Annotated in this window: 15 protein-coding genes and 1 pseudogene; 6 read left to right on the forward strand and 10 right to left on the reverse strand. The window is 63.0% G+C overall.

Translation table 11 applies throughout. The annotated features are described in order from the left end of the window. Window positions 1-199, forward strand: a 199-nt coding sequence (locus C7I85_RS31360; protein ID WP_210203066.1) for a hypothetical protein, incomplete at its 5' end; no start/stop codon positions are given. On the opposite strand, the pseudogene C7I85_RS32315 reads toward C7I85_RS31360, so the two are convergent. Together C7I85_RS32315 and C7I85_RS22770 are read right to left on the reverse strand one after the other, a co-directional pair. Further along, window positions 125-491: pseudogene (locus C7I85_RS32315) on the reverse strand (IS5 family transposase); the annotation flags it as partial. The gene C7I85_RS31360 and the pseudogene C7I85_RS32315 overlap by 75 nt on opposite strands. Before the next feature lie 155 nt (window positions 492-646). Next, on the reverse strand, window positions 647-1,258 hold the full coding sequence (locus C7I85_RS22770) for a GyrI-like domain-containing protein (protein WP_106726322.1): 612 nt from the start codon (window positions 1,256-1,258) through the stop codon (window positions 647-649). A gap of 647 nt (window positions 1,259-1,905) precedes the next feature. Between C7I85_RS22770 and C7I85_RS22775 the strand changes: the two genes are divergently transcribed. Together C7I85_RS22775 and C7I85_RS22780 are read left to right on the forward strand one after the other, a co-directional pair. After that, window positions 1,906-2,133: a CopG family transcriptional regulator gene (locus tag C7I85_RS22775; RefSeq protein ID WP_106726408.1), complete on the forward strand. Its 228-nt coding sequence runs from the start codon at window positions 1,906-1,908 to the stop codon at window positions 2,131-2,133. Further along, entirely contained in the window at window positions 2,130-2,582 is a 453-nt protein-coding gene (locus C7I85_RS22780) for a TA system VapC family ribonuclease toxin (RefSeq protein WP_106726323.1), read from the forward strand. The genes C7I85_RS22775 and C7I85_RS22780 overlap by 4 nt, the downstream gene beginning before the upstream one ends. A 59-nt stretch (window positions 2,583-2,641) precedes the next feature. On the opposite strand, the gene C7I85_RS31090 is transcribed toward C7I85_RS22780, so the two are convergent. The 8 genes from C7I85_RS31090 to C7I85_RS22815 all read right to left on the reverse strand — a co-directional run bounded on the left by C7I85_RS31090 (window position 2,642) and on the right by C7I85_RS22815 (window position 9,883). After that, the gene (locus C7I85_RS31090; RefSeq protein ID WP_181257290.1) at window positions 2,642-2,782 is read right to left on the reverse strand and encodes a hypothetical protein; all 141 of its coding nucleotides are present in this window, start codon (window positions 2,780-2,782) and stop codon (window positions 2,642-2,644) included. A gap of 128 nt (window positions 2,783-2,910) precedes the next feature. After that, a complete protein-coding gene (locus tag C7I85_RS22785; protein ID WP_106726324.1) occupies window positions 2,911-3,603 on the reverse strand; it encodes an RES family NAD+ phosphorylase in 693 nt (230 codons plus the stop codon). After that, complete coding sequence (locus tag C7I85_RS22790) at window positions 3,604-4,032, reverse strand: antitoxin Xre-like helix-turn-helix domain-containing protein (protein ID WP_106726325.1); 429 nt, start codon at window positions 4,030-4,032, stop codon at window positions 3,604-3,606. A 222-nt stretch (window positions 4,033-4,254) separates the two neighbouring features. Beyond that, a complete protein-coding gene (locus tag C7I85_RS22795) occupies window positions 4,255-5,298 on the reverse strand; it encodes an ABC transporter ATP-binding protein (protein WP_106726326.1) in 1,044 nt (347 codons plus the stop codon). Next, window positions 5,298-6,812, reverse strand: a complete 1,515-nt coding sequence (gene argH, locus C7I85_RS22800) for an argininosuccinate lyase (RefSeq protein WP_106726327.1) — start codon at window positions 6,810-6,812, stop codon at window positions 5,298-5,300. The genes C7I85_RS22795 and argH overlap by 1 nt, the downstream gene beginning before the upstream one ends. Window positions 6,813-6,818: 6 nt before the next feature. Then, window positions 6,819-7,679: a carbohydrate ABC transporter permease gene (locus C7I85_RS22805; protein WP_106726328.1), complete on the reverse strand. Its 861-nt coding sequence runs from the start codon at window positions 7,677-7,679 to the stop codon at window positions 6,819-6,821. Continuing rightward, complete coding sequence (locus C7I85_RS22810) at window positions 7,676-8,620, reverse strand: carbohydrate ABC transporter permease (RefSeq protein ID WP_106726329.1); 945 nt, start codon at window positions 8,618-8,620, stop codon at window positions 7,676-7,678. The genes C7I85_RS22805 and C7I85_RS22810 overlap by 4 nt, the downstream gene beginning before the upstream one ends. A 12-nt stretch (window positions 8,621-8,632) precedes the next feature. Beyond that, on the reverse strand, window positions 8,633-9,883 hold the full coding sequence (locus tag C7I85_RS22815) for an extracellular solute-binding protein (protein ID WP_181257291.1): 1,251 nt from the start codon (window positions 9,881-9,883) through the stop codon (window positions 8,633-8,635). A 262-nt stretch (window positions 9,884-10,145) separates the two neighbouring features. Here C7I85_RS22815 and C7I85_RS22820 point away from each other — a divergent pair, with 262 nt between their 5' ends. The 3 genes from C7I85_RS22820 to C7I85_RS22830 are packed head-to-tail and all read left to right on the forward strand — an operon-like array spanning window position 10,146 to window position 14,717. Beyond that, the gene (locus tag C7I85_RS22820; protein ID WP_106726331.1) at window positions 10,146-11,378 is read left to right on the forward strand and encodes an ROK family transcriptional regulator; all 1,233 of its coding nucleotides are present in this window, start codon (window positions 10,146-10,148) and stop codon (window positions 11,376-11,378) included. A gap of 11 nt (window positions 11,379-11,389) precedes the next feature. Further along, window positions 11,390-13,795: a PIG-L family deacetylase gene (locus C7I85_RS22825; protein WP_106726332.1), complete on the forward strand. Its 2,406-nt coding sequence runs from the start codon at window positions 11,390-11,392 to the stop codon at window positions 13,793-13,795. A 7-nt stretch (window positions 13,796-13,802) separates the two neighbouring features. Beyond that, window positions 13,803-14,717, forward strand: a complete 915-nt coding sequence (locus C7I85_RS22830; protein WP_106726333.1) for a DMT family transporter — start codon at window positions 13,803-13,805, stop codon at window positions 14,715-14,717. Window positions 14,718-14,799 lie beyond the last annotated feature (82 nt).

Here is a 14,799-nt window from a genome sequence, read left to right on the forward strand (position 1 = left end):
GAGCTTCTCCAGAAAAGGCTGTAAAAATGCAGAAAGCTCCGTATCCCAATCTGTCATATGCACCCCCAACAAAGAGAGCACAAATCATCTCAAACCAGACTTGCCCGAATCTGCCAAAGTAGTGCTAGGCGGCGTGGACAAATTTAAGCCAGTATCTTGCGGTGGCGAGATGCACCATGCCGAGGAAGCTATTGGCTAGTTGGTCGTATCGGGTGTCGATGGCGCGGTTGATCTTGAGATGGCCGTGCGCTGCTTGTGGAGCGCCCGGTCATGCTCGATCTTCACGCAGCGGTTTGATCGGCCGGGAATGACGGTGCAAGCAGAGCGTTCGGTGCCTGTTCGGGAGGTCGATCAGGGCATCATACGCCTTGCAATCTGCCGCCTCGCCGCCTGTCAGGAGGAAGGCGATTGGTCCCGAGGCCGTCAGCCAAGCAATGAAGTTTACTCGTGAACCCGCCCCGCGAGCGGCCAAGAGCGCGTCGATGTATCCCCCACGCCGCCTGGTGACACGACCAGGGCGGCCTCTTCTTTCACGCCCTCTTGATATTTGCGCATGAGAAAGCGCGCGGCCTGTCAGATCGAACTGATGAGCGGCCGACATCGAGGCGCATTGCAATCGTTTATTACGCGCAGAAGAAGCGAGCGCTCAGTTCTGCCGTACCGGCTGGCGAAGCACGGTCTTGAGCTTTCCCGGCGGCACCCTGCGCGGGTTGCTGAGATAGACCTCATGATGCCGACCGGCGAAGTCATAGCCGCCCGAAGGCATGATCTCCCCGTGCAAAACCGCGAGCAATGACCCTTCATCGTCGTAACTGCCGATGTGCAATGCCTGCAGGCAGAGGCCTTCCTCCAGGCTCTCGAGCCTCAGGCTGCCAGGAAGTGTGCCTAGCTTCTCGCGCGCCCTAGTCTTGGCCGCCAGGAATGTGTCGTCGTCCACATAGTCCGGGACCATGATCATCAGGGTCCAATCCCACTCCTCCTTACGTCGGGCTGTGAAGCTTTCATGGTCGAGAGCTGACCAGAGTCCCTCCAACGGCGTCACGACGAAGTCTTTCCCGCTTGCCTTGCAAGAGAACTTGATCGTGTACGCCATCGCGTACAGGCTTTCGACGGCCAGCTTATAGGCGGGGACCATGTTCGGGTCGCCGTAACCGTCGACCATGAGGTAGGAAACCCGCGGCACATTGATCGGTACGAAACGATTGAGGGGAGCGGTGAAGAGCTCCTTCCTAGTCTTTTTCAGATCCAACTTTTCCATCTGCTCCCCTCAGCATTTTATCAATTCTGTTGAGCGGCCAAATCCAGCCTGACCTTATCAGGGAAAGCAGCAGCATCATAGGAATGCAGGACGTAGATGGCGTTTAAGCCCAATGCATTTATCGGATGGGACCTGATAGACGGTAGCAGCGAGAACGGCGCGGTCGCCAACGATCGGCTAGGTCGCCTGGGCGCTTATCTGTCCATAGGATGGTTGCGGCGATTGGGGCGAAGTGAAGACCGCTCACCTGCAGCCTTGGACTTGATGTCCGCTATTGGCGCAACCTCGACCCGTAGCTTGCCGTGACTGGCGTCTGCCTTTGGGTAGTGGCAAAGGCGCCGTGAACGCCCGGCATCAGCGTGAAGCGGCCGTAGGACTTACCGGCGAGAATCCCGTGCGGGCCGATCCTTCAGAAACCATCGAACGGATCGCGGCGGCGTCTGGCTGCCCGCTGCATCGCCTGAGTCGACCCGCAAGTCAGCGGCGGTCCTGCCAACTACGGTCCTAACCGGTGCGGTCTTGCCTATAGTCAGTGCGAAGGTTCCAGACGGTCGGAAGCGCGCAATAGATGCGCCGCGACTTGCAATGTGGGACGAAGTCACCATATGATGCGTGATGATTGATGATTGATGCACACTTGGATGAAGATGCGCACAACGCTGACGATAGACGATGACGTCCTTACGGTGGCGAAGGCCATGGCGGACCAGCAGCATAAGAGCCTCGGCCAGGTGATTTCCGATCTGGCGCGCCGCTCGCTACGCCGGGGGCCGGTTCAAGGCGAGCGAAACGGCATACCGTTGTTGTCGCCGCGGCCCGACGCCCCTCCCGTTACGCTTGAAACCGTTAACGCCTTGCGCGACGAACTGCCGTGACCTTTTTGCTCGACGTCAACGTGCTGATCGCGCTGATTGATCCCGGCCATGTCGCGCACGACGATGCTCATGCCTGGTTCGGAGCGGTCGGCCATTCGTCCTGGGCAACCTGCCCAATGACCGAGAATGGGGTGCTTCGGATTGTCGGAAACCCAAAGTATCCCAATACGCCCGGCTCCCCCGCCGATGTCGCCACTATTGTCGCCAAGCTGCGCGGGCTGCCTGGACATGCGTTCTGGACGGACGACCTGAGCCTCGTTGGTTCGCCCGACATCGACCCAAGCCGGATCCTTACTTCTGCACAGGTGACGGATACCTACCTGCTTGCTTTGGCAGCTACCAATGGCGGTCAGCTCGCGACCTTCGATCGTAGACTTTCGCCCGCCGCCGTGAAGCGTGGTAAGTCAGCATTGCACTTGATTGTCGGAAGAGAAGATAGAAGTAGCTGAGCCAGCCTGCCTCGAGGGCGACATGGTTGCCCGCGCCCTCCTCGCCGGCCCCATTATCTTTACCAGCCCGCGTTGGCTGAGCCGCACTGCGCAGCGTCCGGCGCGAGGTGCTGGCCGCATTCCACAGTGACGCCATAACCGCCTGCGAACCGCATGAACTCGATCGTGCCGACGCCGCGGAATGGCGACAGTTCGGTCACGTCCACAGCCTGTTTTTGTCGCAGGGCCTTTCGTGGCCGACAAGCCAGCCATGGACCATCAGCGGCAGGTTCATCGCATCTGGCATCCTTCTCTTTGCAACCGATCGACCCTGCGAGGAGGCGCGCGCTCACAAGGGACCCTCGATGGTAGGCGTGGGATCACCCTTCCAGGTCATACGGTAGACGCCCCCCTGCCTCACCGACTGCACTGCCGCCGGTCTCAAGGCAACGAGGCAGGTGCCGCCTGCGCGTCGAACTGAAGGATAGATGATGCCGTTGAGACCAGCGGCGCGAGCTCTGTCGGCGAGCGCGTTACCGATAGGGTAAGCCTTGCCCTTGTCAGGATCGAGTGAGGGATGATCAGGCACCTGCCGAAGATCGAGAAATTCACCGGCGAGGCTACAGAACATTTCCGCATATTCGACTGTGGCGTTGTAGTCACCTGCGTCGGCGAGTGCATTTGTCAGGTGATACCCGACTTCTCGGAGGCATGTAGCAACATCGAGTGCCGCGTACCAAGCACCGCGATCTGCTCCACTGTATCGATTTGGCAGCTGCGGCTTGGCGTACGCAAAGGCAGCATTGATGAAGCGGGCGTGAGGAACGTCATAGACAAGCTCGTTGGCGGCCAGTCCCGAAATGCCGTGATCCTGTGCGATCAGGCGGGTACTGGTCGCTCCTTCGATCTCGGCTAAAACTCGGAGTTCGTCCTCATCGTCCACTAACGGGGTAAGCACAGCCGCGCGCAGGCGGGCGGTCGTCACCAAACGGACGGTCTTGGGAAATGCCTCAGTGACGATCGGAACTCCGTCGATCGACAATCAGAGGCCCCCACGGACTGCGTCGACATATCGACGCACCTCGAGCATCTGCGGAATTCCACCCTTCATCATCGATTCGATAGGGCTCATCCGTCCAAAGAGAGGTCCCTTGTTGTCGAGCTTGGGCCAGCGATCTGCCATGTCGTCGGCAAACAACAGGTGGAGTCCCTTATAGATGCCGACCATTGCGGAAATTCGGGTTAGCTGATCCTGGCTGAGGGACTTGTCTTTTCCCTCCTGCCTCAAGCGATCCCAGGTGCTTGTCGAAACATCGAGCAGTGCAGCGGCCTGTTGTCCCGTAAGCCCCCAGCGTTCGGCGAGACGCTTGTAAGCCTTGAGCGCGACCTTCGAGAGCCTAGCGCGATCGGATTCAGCTGAAAAATCCTGCCTGTCCGGCAAGGCGGGAATAGGCATCGCGGCTATCAGCATTCGCCTTCTCCATCATTTGATGGTCACTTTATACATCAAATGAGGATGAGCTGTCCAGGATGCAATACCGGGGCTGAGCGAACGGGTTCTAAGCAGCTTTTGTCCGACGAGACGCGAAAATGCTGCACACATGTCCGCACCCGACGAAGCTGCTCAGTAGGCTGAGCCAGACGACAACGGGCGTGTTGCGCGACCGGCCCGGTCGCGCCATGTCGCCGGAAATTACTGCCGGCCGAGCGCCTTCTCGGTCTTGGCGTCAAAGAGATAGAGGCTGCCGGGCGCGGCGCGGCAGGCAAGGCTGGAGCCGGTCGCCGGGATCAGCTTGGCCGGCGCGGTCGCGATGACCTGCGCGCCGGCGAAGTCGAGATGCACCAGTGTCTCCGGTCCGAGCGGCTCGACGGCCGTGACCGTGCCTTCGAGATGCAGGCCGTCAGCCATTTTGTCGGAACCCATCTGCGTGACGAGGTCGTGCGGGCGGATGCCGATCAGCATATCGCCATCGGCGGCGGGCACGACGCCCTCGCCGTTGCTGCGGCCCTTGAGCAGGTTCATCGACGGGCTGCCGATGAAGCGCGCGGTGAAGACATCCACGGGGCTTTCGTAAAGCTCGGTCGGCGTGCCGACCTGCAGGATATTGCCGTCGCGCATCACCACGATGCGGTCGGCCATGGTCATGGCCTCGACTTGGTCATGGGTGACGTAAACTGTCGTGGTCTTCAGCCGCTGGTGCAGGCGCTTGATCTCGATGCGCATCTGCGCGCGCAGCTGGGCGTCGAGGTTGGAAAGCGGCTCGTCGAACAGGAAGGCTGAGGGGTTGCGCACCATGGCGCGGCCGATGGCAACGCGCTGGCGCTGGCCGCCGGAAAGGGCCGCCGGCCGGCGCTCCAGATAGGCTTCCAGGCCGAGGATGCGCGCCACCTCGTCGATGCGGGCATTCTTCTCCGCCTTGGCGAGTTTCGAGGTGAAGAGACCGAAGCCGATGTTCTGGCGCACCGTCATATGCGGATAGATCGCATAGTTCTGGAACACCATGGCGATGTTGCGCTGCTTGGGCTCGCGCTCGTTCACCACGTCGCCGCCAATCTTCAGTGTGCCGCCGGAAATGTCCTCCAGACCCGCGATCATGCGCAGCGTTGTGGATTTTCCGCACCCGGACGGCCCCACGAAAACGACGAATTCGCCATCGGCGATTGCGAGGTCGATGCCGCGCACCGCCTCGACTTTGCCATAGCGCTTGACCAGTTTCTCAAGTTCGATGGTTGCCATCAGGACGCCTCTGCCAGGGCCTTGAATTTCTCATTGAGGTCGCGCGCGGCCGCCGCCTCGCGTGCGGCGTTGTCCTTTGCCGCTTTGTCGAAGGAGGATGCCTTGTCGCGATAGGCGACAAGTGCCTCGGCCATCGGCGCGGACGCGGGGCCGCCGAAGCGGTCGCGCACGGCAACGAAATGCGCCGGCGAGACGATCTCTTCGAAAGTGTCGCGACCGAAAGAGGGCTCGCGGCCCGTCGACTGCCTGAAGGCGGCGAGGAAGGGCTCGTAGCCGTCCTTCTCCAGCCCGCCGCCCGCGGCGACGACGGCCGTGGCGACGGTCGCGCCAATCTCATGCGCCTCGCGGAAGGAAAGGCCCTCGCGCCGCACCAGCGAATCCGCAAGCTCGGTGATGGTGATGCAGGAACGGCGGATGTTCTCCGCCACGCGCGCCTGGTCGATGCGGATCGCGGCGACGAAGGCGGCCAGAAGGTCGAGCACGCGGCCAGCGGCGGCGAAGGCCTCGTAGCCCATCGCCTGTGTCTCGCCCTCGCTGTCGTTCATGTCGGTGAAGGGCGTGTTGTGCATGACGCCAAGCACGGTACGGGCGCGACCCGTTGTCTGGCTGGCCAGCAGCCGCATGTGCTCGATGGGCACCGGATTGCGCTTCTGCGGCATGATCGAGGAGATCTGCACGAAGGCGTTCGGCACATAGATCTGGCCTACCTCGAAGGCAGTCCAGAACTGGAAGTCCTGAATGAGACGGCCGAGGTGCACGAACATCAGCTCGATGGCCGAGTAGGTCGAAGTGACGTAGTCCACCGCCGCGATGCAGCTATAGGAATTGCGCAGCGGCGCGTCGAAGCCGAGCAGATGCGCGACGCGCTGGCGGTCGATTGGGAATCCAGATGTGGTGATGGCGGCCGCTCCCATGGGCGACAGGTTTACGATCTCGCGCGCTTCTGCGAAGCGCGCGATGTCGCGGATCAGCACCTCGATCGCGGCGGAAAGATAGTGACCGAAAGTGGTGGGCTGCGCCGGCTGGCCGTGCGTGTAGGCCACCACCAGCGTCTCCTTCTCGCACTCGGCGGCGTCGATCAGGGCTGCGAGCAGATGCCGCGCCTTGGCCATCAGCCCGTCAATGCGATGCTTCAGGCCCAGCTTGAACAGCGTGTGGTCGATGTCGTTGCGCGAGCGCGCCGTGTGCAGGCGACCGGCCACATCGGGTCCGAGACGCGCTTTCAGTTCCTTCTCGATTAGGAAGAAATAGTCCTCGACTTCGCCGGTGTAGACCAGCGTGGAGGGGTCGACCTCGCGATCGATGGCTTCCAGCGCGGAGGCTATTGCCGCAGCCTGTTTGGCGTCGAGAATGCCGGTTTCGACCAGCATCACCAGATGCGCGCGGTCGATGCTGCGGAAGCCCTCGACATGATGGCTTTTCGCGCCGTCGAACAGTGGCCTGAGCACAGTTTCCTTGTAGACCGGATCGGGAAAGACGCTGCGGTCTGCGAGCCTTGGATTGGGTTCTGACATTTCCGGTTAGCCTTTGAGGCCCGCCAGCATGACGCCGCGGACGATATAGCGCTGGAGGACGATGAAGACGATGAGCGTCGGCAGGGTGGCGATGGCCGCGCCCGTCATGATCATCTCCCACTGAATGGACTGCTCCACGGCGAAGCTCGAGAGACCGACCGGCAGCGTGTAGAGTTCGCGGCTAGTGGTGACGATGAGCGGCCAGAAGAAGGCGGTCCAGTTGCCCAGGAAGGTGAAGATGGCGAGCGCTGACAGCGCCGGCGTGACCAGCGGCAGCGCCACCTTCCACCAGATCTGGAATTCGTTTAGGCCGTCGACGCGCGCGGCCTCGAGGAAGTCGTTGGGCACGCCCTCGAAGAACTGCTTCATCAGGAAGGTGCCGAAAGCCGTCATCATGCCGGGGAACATGATGCCCCAGTAGCTGTCCAACCAGCCGAGTTTGCTCGACATGAGATACCACGGGATGACCAGCATCTCGGTCGGGATCATCAGCGTTGAGAGAATGGCAAGGAAGATGAAGTAGCGCCCACGGAACTCGAACTTGGCCAGAGTGTAGCCAACGAGGCTGTCGAAGAACACGTTCGACGCCGTGACGGCGACCGCCACGATCATTGAATTCATGAACCAGCGTACGAAGCGCCCGTCGGCGAGGATGGTGATGTAGTTGTTGAGCGTGGGCGCGGCCGGGATGAGGCGCAAGTCGTAGACCTGGCCGGCCGTCTTCAGCGACGTCGAGAACATGAAGGCTAGCGGCGTGACCATGACGAGGCCGCCGATGAACAGCAGCGTCCAAGCCAGGATACGGCCGGGGCGGATATTGGCGTGCGAGAGCGCCGGCTCGCCGGATGTCTGCGCCACGGCGCTCATTTCTTTTCCCTCAGTATCCAAAGCTGCAGCATCGACACCACGAGCAGGATGGTGAACAGCACTACCGTCTGCGCCGCCGCATAGCCCATCGCGTAGGAGGAGAAGGCGGTCTGGTAGATCATCAACACCAGCGGCTTGGTCGAGCCCAGCGGCCCGCCGGGATCGTTGGTGGTCATGTTGTAGACTTGGTCGAAGATGCGCAGGAAGCCGATGGAAGAGAACACCACCAGGAACACGGTGGTGGGCTTCAACAGTGGCAACGTGATCTTGCGCAGGATCGCCCATTCGCCGAGGCCGTCAATGCGCGCGGCCTCGTAGAAGGTGTTGGGGATCGCCCGGAGGCCCGCCATGAAGATGATGATCTGGAAGCCGAGTCCGGCCCAGATCGCCGTGACCATGATGGACGGCAGTGCCTGGTCCACCGAGCGGATGAAGGGCTGTTGCGCGATGCCGAGCGTACCCAGCACATTGTTGATCACGCCGATTGGCGCGGGCTGGTAGAACCAGCGCCATACCCAGGCCATGGCCGCGGCCGTGGTCAGGTAGGGCAGGAAATAAAGCCCGCGGATCAGCCCGTGCAGGAACCGCACGCGATCGAGTTGATACGCGATGACGAAGGAAAGCAGCAGGCTCATCGGCGTGCCAATGACAAGATAGGCGAAGGTGTTCTTGAACACCTTCCAGAACTGCGGATCGGCGAACAGCTTCTTGTAGTTCGCAAAGCCGATGAACTGCGGCGGCTTGAGGAGGTCCCAGTTGGTGAGCGACAGCCAGAAGGCCTCGATCGTCGGATAGAAGCGGATCACCGAATAGAACAGGATCGGCAGGGCGAGGAAGCTCCACACCCATACCAGCCGTTTTGTCCGCATGGAGCGGCGGTCCCAAAAGGAACCGCCGGGGCGGCTCGCGGCCGCCCGCCCTTCAGCCGTCGTCACCGACATCGGCGCTCTGCCTTACGGCTTCGCGGCGTCGATGATGGTCTGCTCGGCCTCAGCCGCCTGAGCCAGCGAATCCTTCACCGACTGGCCTTCCAGCAGGATGCGGTTGGTCATGTCCATGGTGTTCTGGCGCTGGCCTTGTTCATCCACGAACATGGTGGTGTGGGCGTATTCCAGCCCCTTGAGGAACGGCCCGTAGATCGGGTCGGCCAGATTGGCATCAGTCATGGCGGCGGCGCGGCGCGCCGGCAGCTCGCCCACTTCCTTCAGCCAGATGTCCATCGCCTCGGGCGAGGAAATGTAGGCCAGGAACTTCTTGGCGGCTTCCAGCTTCTCGCCTTCGGTCTTGGCGCTGATGCCGTTGGCAAAATAGCTGGCATAGTTGGAGCGCACGCCCTCCGCATTGGCCGGCAGCTCGGTCACGCCCCATTCAAAGCCCTCGATGGACTTGAAGGCGCCAAGACGGAAGGTGCCGTCGATGGTCATGCCGGCCATGCCGGCGCGGAACGCGGCCTGGCCCTCATCCATGAAGCCGGCCTGGCCGATCTTCTTTTCCATCTGCAGGTCGGTGTAGAACTTGAGCGCCTTTTCGCCGGCCTCGTTGTTGTAGCTCACCTTGCGGTCGCCGTCGGTATAGGGCTCGCCGCCGAACTGGCGGATCAGCACTTCGCGCCACCACTGGTGGTCCTGGCCGCCCATGTCTAGCGTGGAACCAGCGACGACGAGATTGCCGCTGGCGTCATGCTTGGCGATCTTCTCGGCCGCGGCGACGAACTCGTCCAGGGTCTTGGGCGGGTTGTTTGGGTCGAGGCCGGCCTCGGCGAACAGCTTCTTGTTGTAGAACAGGGCGAGTGAGCGCACGGCGGTCGGCAGACCGTAATAGTCGTCGCCGCGCTTCATGGCGCTGACGATCGGGAAGAACTCGCTTTCGATCTTGTCGTGCGGGAAGGCGTCTGTCGGAAGCGGCTGCAGGATGCCGCCGGCCACGAACTTGTCGAGCCAGCCGTAGAAGAGCTGCATGACGTCCGGACCCTGACCGCCCATCTTCGCGGCGATCACGCGGGTCTGGTAATCGGCATAAGGGAAGGTCGTCTGCTTGACCGTGATGTCAGGATTGGCCTTCTCGAAGTTCTCGATCAGCTTGTCCATCGCCTTGACGCGGGTGTCGAACACATACTGCCAGTATTCGATCTCGACGGCCTGCGCCGCATTGAGCGCCAGGGCGCTGAATCCCGCCAGCAGACCGGCAAACAAAATCTTGCGCATATCAACCTCCAGCTCGCCTCACCGGGGTCCCCCGCGTGCCGGCATATCCATCCCCTCGGCCCGGCATGCCCCATGCAAAACCCGGCCATTCTCAGCCTGTCCGCCTGTGCGGACCATGCCCTCGCGGCTGGCGGCAAATGCCAGCACACATTCCGCTTACGGTTCCCTGCTGCACGCCTTTTGTCAATAAGATAATCTACTTGAATTAATCCGTTGTGGATGGCGTCGTTTCCGCGTTATCAATCTCGCGGAGCAGGGCAGGATGACCGGAACAGTGTTTCAATCCGGCGGCACGCATCAGATCACTCTGGGTAAAAACCCGGAGCGCACCCGCGATCACAATCGCCGCGTCGTTCTGGACGTTGTGCGCCAGCACGGCTCGCTTGGCCGCATGCAGATCGCGCGGCTCACCCAGCTTACTGCGCAGGCGATCGCCAACATCGTCGACGAACTCGTCGGCGAGAACTTGCTGATGGAAACAGGTCGCCTGCGCTCCGGCCGGGGCCAGCCACCTATCCAGTTCGCGGTGAATCCCGACGGCGCCATCACCATGGGCGTCGAGATCGCATCCGACCACATGGTCACGAGCGTGCTCGACCTTGCCGGGCATCCGTGCTCGCGGCGGATCACGGCCGTGCGGGACGCGAGCCCTGGGCAGGTCGTCGCGCATCTGCGAACGGAGATGGAGGCTGTAAGGTCCGCCTTCCCCGCGCCTCTGCTCGGCCTTGGTGTCGTCATGCCCGGTCCTTTCGAGATCGAGGGCATGACATCGGTCGGTCCCACAACCCTGCCCGGCTGGGCCGGTATCGACGTTGCAGCCTTCATTGGCGAGGCCTGCGGCGAGGCGGTGATCGTGGAGAACGACGCGACCGCCGCCGCCGTGGGCGAACGGCTGTTCGGCGCGGGACGCTCCATCTCCAGCTTCGCCATGATCTATTTCGGCGCCGGCGTCGGCATGGGCGTGATCCAGGACGGCGCGCCCTATCGCGGCGCCTTCGGCAATGCCGGCGAGATCGGCCATATCGTGGTCGTGCCGCACGGCAAGGTCTGCCCGTGCGGCCAGAAGGGCTGCTTGGAGCGCTATGCATCGCTACATGCGTTGCAGGAGCGGCTGACCGAAGCCGGTATGGAGCGCCGCGACTTTGCCGGCCTTGTGCGGCTACATGCCGAGCGCCACCCCATCCTGCTGGAATGGATTGAGGAGACCTCGACCCGGCTGGCCCCCATGATCGGCATGATCGAGAACATCATCGACCCGGAAACGATCGTGCTCGGCGGCACGTTGCCAGATGCCGTCATCGACGAGATCATCGCGCGCATGGGCCAGTTGCCCATCTCGGTCGCCAGCCGCCGCGCGCGCTCATTGCCGCGCGTGCTGCGCGGCCAGACCGGACAATATACAGCAGCACTAGGGGCTGCCGCGCTGCCGCTTTTCGAAATCACCACACCAAAACTGGAGACATCGGCCGCAGCACTTTCAGAGCTCGAAGGCTGAGGGGGGAGACCATGCTCACCGCACGCGAACGCATCGAACGGCAGAAGGCGAACCCGGCGCTGCTGCGGCTTCACCGCGCGCTGAGCCGGCTGCAATCCACCGTTACCATGATGAACACAGGCGCGCATCCCGACGACGAGCAGAGCGGGCTGCTCGCCTATCTGCGGCTGGGGCTGGGCATGCGCGTCATCGTCGCCTGCTCGACGCGCGGCGAAGGCGGACAGAACTCGCTCGGGCCCGAGCGCCTCGGCGCGCTCGGCATGCTGCGCACGCGCGAGATGGAGGAAGCGGCCCGCGCGCTCGACGTCGACGTGGTCTGGCTGGGCCACGGCCCGGACGACCCGGTGCACGATTTTGGCTTCTCCAAGGACGGCGACCGAACTTTCGACCGCTGGGGCGAACAACGCGTGGTGGAGCGGCTGGTGCGTGCCTATCGCAGCGAAAGGCCGGACATCGTCGTGCCGACCTTCCTCGACGTTCCCGGCCAGCATGGCCACCATCGCGCGATGACGCGTGCGGCCGAAAGCGCGATTCGGCTGGCGGCCGATCCGAATGCCTTTACCGAACATTTTGACGAAGGGCTCGCGCCCTGGCGAGTCGCAAAATATTATCTACCGGCATGGTCGGGTGGCGGCGACACCTATGACGACGAGGTTCCGCCGCCGGATACAACCGTGATGGTGGAAGCTTTGGAGCGCGACCCGGCGACCGGCGCGGAATATGACCGCATCGGCGAATGGTCGCGCTACTACCATGCCTCACAGGGCATGGGGCATTGGCGCGAAACCGCCAAGTCGCGCTGGCCGCTGCACCTGCTAATCGCGAACGGAAAAACGGGGCCGGAAGCGTCAGTCCTAGAAGATCTGCCCGCCACGCTGGGCGCGTTGGCAGCCTGCCACGAGCTTCCCGCGCCGGCGGCTGAGAACTTGACCGTTGCCGACGAAGCCATCGGCAAGGCCAATGCCGCCTTCCCGGCGCGGGACGCAATCATCAGCCATCTTCTCGAGGCTGCTCGCCACCTAAGCGAGGCGCGCGCCCAGGCATCGGCATCCTTTACCGCACTTCACGGCCACAGACTGGAGCGCAAGGCGAAGGAGATCGACGCGGCACTCGTGGAGGCCGCCGGCATTTTCGAGCGCGCGGTACTATCGCCGGCTACGCTTGCCCCTGGCGCGTCCGCGACGCTTACCGTCGATCTCGCGTATGACGGCGCACATCCCACGGTGCGCATCGAGCCCGCCCTGCCGCACGGCGTGGCGGCTGAGACAGTCACAAACACGGGCAGCAAACATAGCTTCACGATCACTGCTTCCGGCGACGCTCCCTATTCGTCGCTCTATCCCGCCGCATGGTGGGCTCTCGGCGGCAATGGCGGGTCGCATATCGCCCTGGAGGCGGATTTCGGAAACCACACCGCACATGCAGTTTTCGACCTCGAGGAACCTTTCGCCGTCCAGCCCGCGAATTCGATCTCCATGGAGCCCGAAGCGCTCATCGTGCCGATCGACGGCTCGTGCCGTGTCTGGCCCGTCAGCCCGCGCGTGAATGGTTCCGCCATCGCCGTTTCCCTCGTCACCGGTGGCGGCTGGACACTGGCCGGCAATCCGGAAAGCCCGCTGCTGCGCGCGCCGGAGGTTCCGGTGCCGGGCCTGACAAGCGTCACGCCTCATGTGGACGGCAGGGAGGCGTTCCGGCTCACGCCCATCGCTTATGCGCATGTCGGTCGCCTCACCTACCGCCAGCCTGAGGCGCTTCGCGTGCTGACGCTCGACCTGAAGCTGCCGCAAGGTGCACGTATCGGCTATGTCGGCGGCGGCGCCGACCGGGTGGGCATCTGGCTCTCCAGAATGGGGCTCGATGTCGCCGAGCTCGATGCTCAGGAACTCGGGGGCGACCTGTCTCAATACACTACGATCGTCGTCGGCATCTTCGCCTTCGGTCTGCGCAAGGATCTCGCGGCGGCCACGCAGAGGCTGCACACGTTCGTCGAGGATGGCGGCCATCTCATCACGCTCTACCACCGCCCGAGCGACGGCTGGAACCCGCTTGCGACGCCGCCCCGCCGTCTCGAGATCGGCACGCCCTCGCTGCGCTGGCGCGTAACCGATCGCGATGCGGAGGTCACCGTGCTGGAGCCGGACCACATGCTGCTTAACAGCCCCAACAAGATCAACGCAGAGGACTGGACCGGCTGGGACAAGGAGCGCGGCCTCTATTTCGCGTCGCGCTGGGATGAAGCCTATACGCCGCTATTGTCCATGCACGACGCCAACGAACAGCCCCTCACCGGCGCGCTGGTTTCGGCGACGATTGGCGCCGGCCGCCACACGCACACCAGCCTGGTGCTGCACCACCAGATGGACCGGTTGGTGCCGGGCGCGTTCCGGCTGATGGCCAATCTCGTCCAGCCTGCGTGATCGGGAAATGGCCGGGCAGACGGAACAGGCAACACGAAGGGCAAACCGCGAGGGGATCGCGTGGGTGCTGGCCGACATGGTCCTCGTGGCGGGCGGGATGACGTCGCTCGTCAAGGCGCAGGGCGTCGTCTATCCGGCGTTCCAACTCGTCTTCATCCGCGCGCTGATCGGCCTCCTGTTCATCCTGCCGCTGATCTGGCGGCACCGCGACCACATCCGCAACACGCGCCATCCCTGGCGCAACATATCGCGCATAAGCTGCAACGCGATCGCGCTGACCAGCCAGTTCCTGGCGTATACGCTGCTGCCGCTGGCGACAGTGAACGCGCTCAGCTTCTCGCGGCCGTTGGTGACGATGGCGATGGCCGCCACCTTCCTCGGCGAGAGAATAAGCCGGCTGCGCTGGATCGGCGCCGGTGTCGCTTTCTGCGGCGTGCTGGTCATGTTGGCGCCCGGCGGCGTCGAGTGGAACATCGGGCTGCTGGCGGTTGCCGGAACCATCATCTTCGGCTCGCTGGCGATCATCCAGACGCGCATGTTGCGCGAGGAGAACACCACCGTGATGATGGTGTTCTACACGGTGGGCCTCGTGGTCATCACCGCCATCCCCGCGATCTATACCTGGCATCCAGTGAAGACGGCCGACTGGGTTCCGCTGCTCGGCATCGGACTTTTGGCGCAGGCGGGGCAATATTGCTTCCTGCGCGCCTACCGGCTGGCCGATGCCAGCGTGCTGGCGCCCATTGGCTATCTGTCGATCATGGTGACGGCCTTGGCTGGCTACATCTTCTTCGACGAGGTCCCGGGCGGCCGCGTCATCTTCGGCGCGGCGATCGTCCTGGTTGCGCTCCAGACCGCGGCATTTTTGGACCGGCAGGCCGGCAAGAGACGGCTTGGGCGGGCGGATGAAATACAGCCGTGAGGCTGCAACTGCTCGGCAAGCTACGGCGCCGGATTATAGGCGTACCTCGCCTGTCGTTTGCGCAGCATTTGCATCATCTCGA

This window comes from Pseudaminobacter soli (ex Li et al. 2025), from assembly GCF_003012705.1.
Taxonomy (GTDB): domain Bacteria; phylum Pseudomonadota; class Alphaproteobacteria; order Rhizobiales; family Rhizobiaceae; genus Pseudaminobacter; species Pseudaminobacter soli.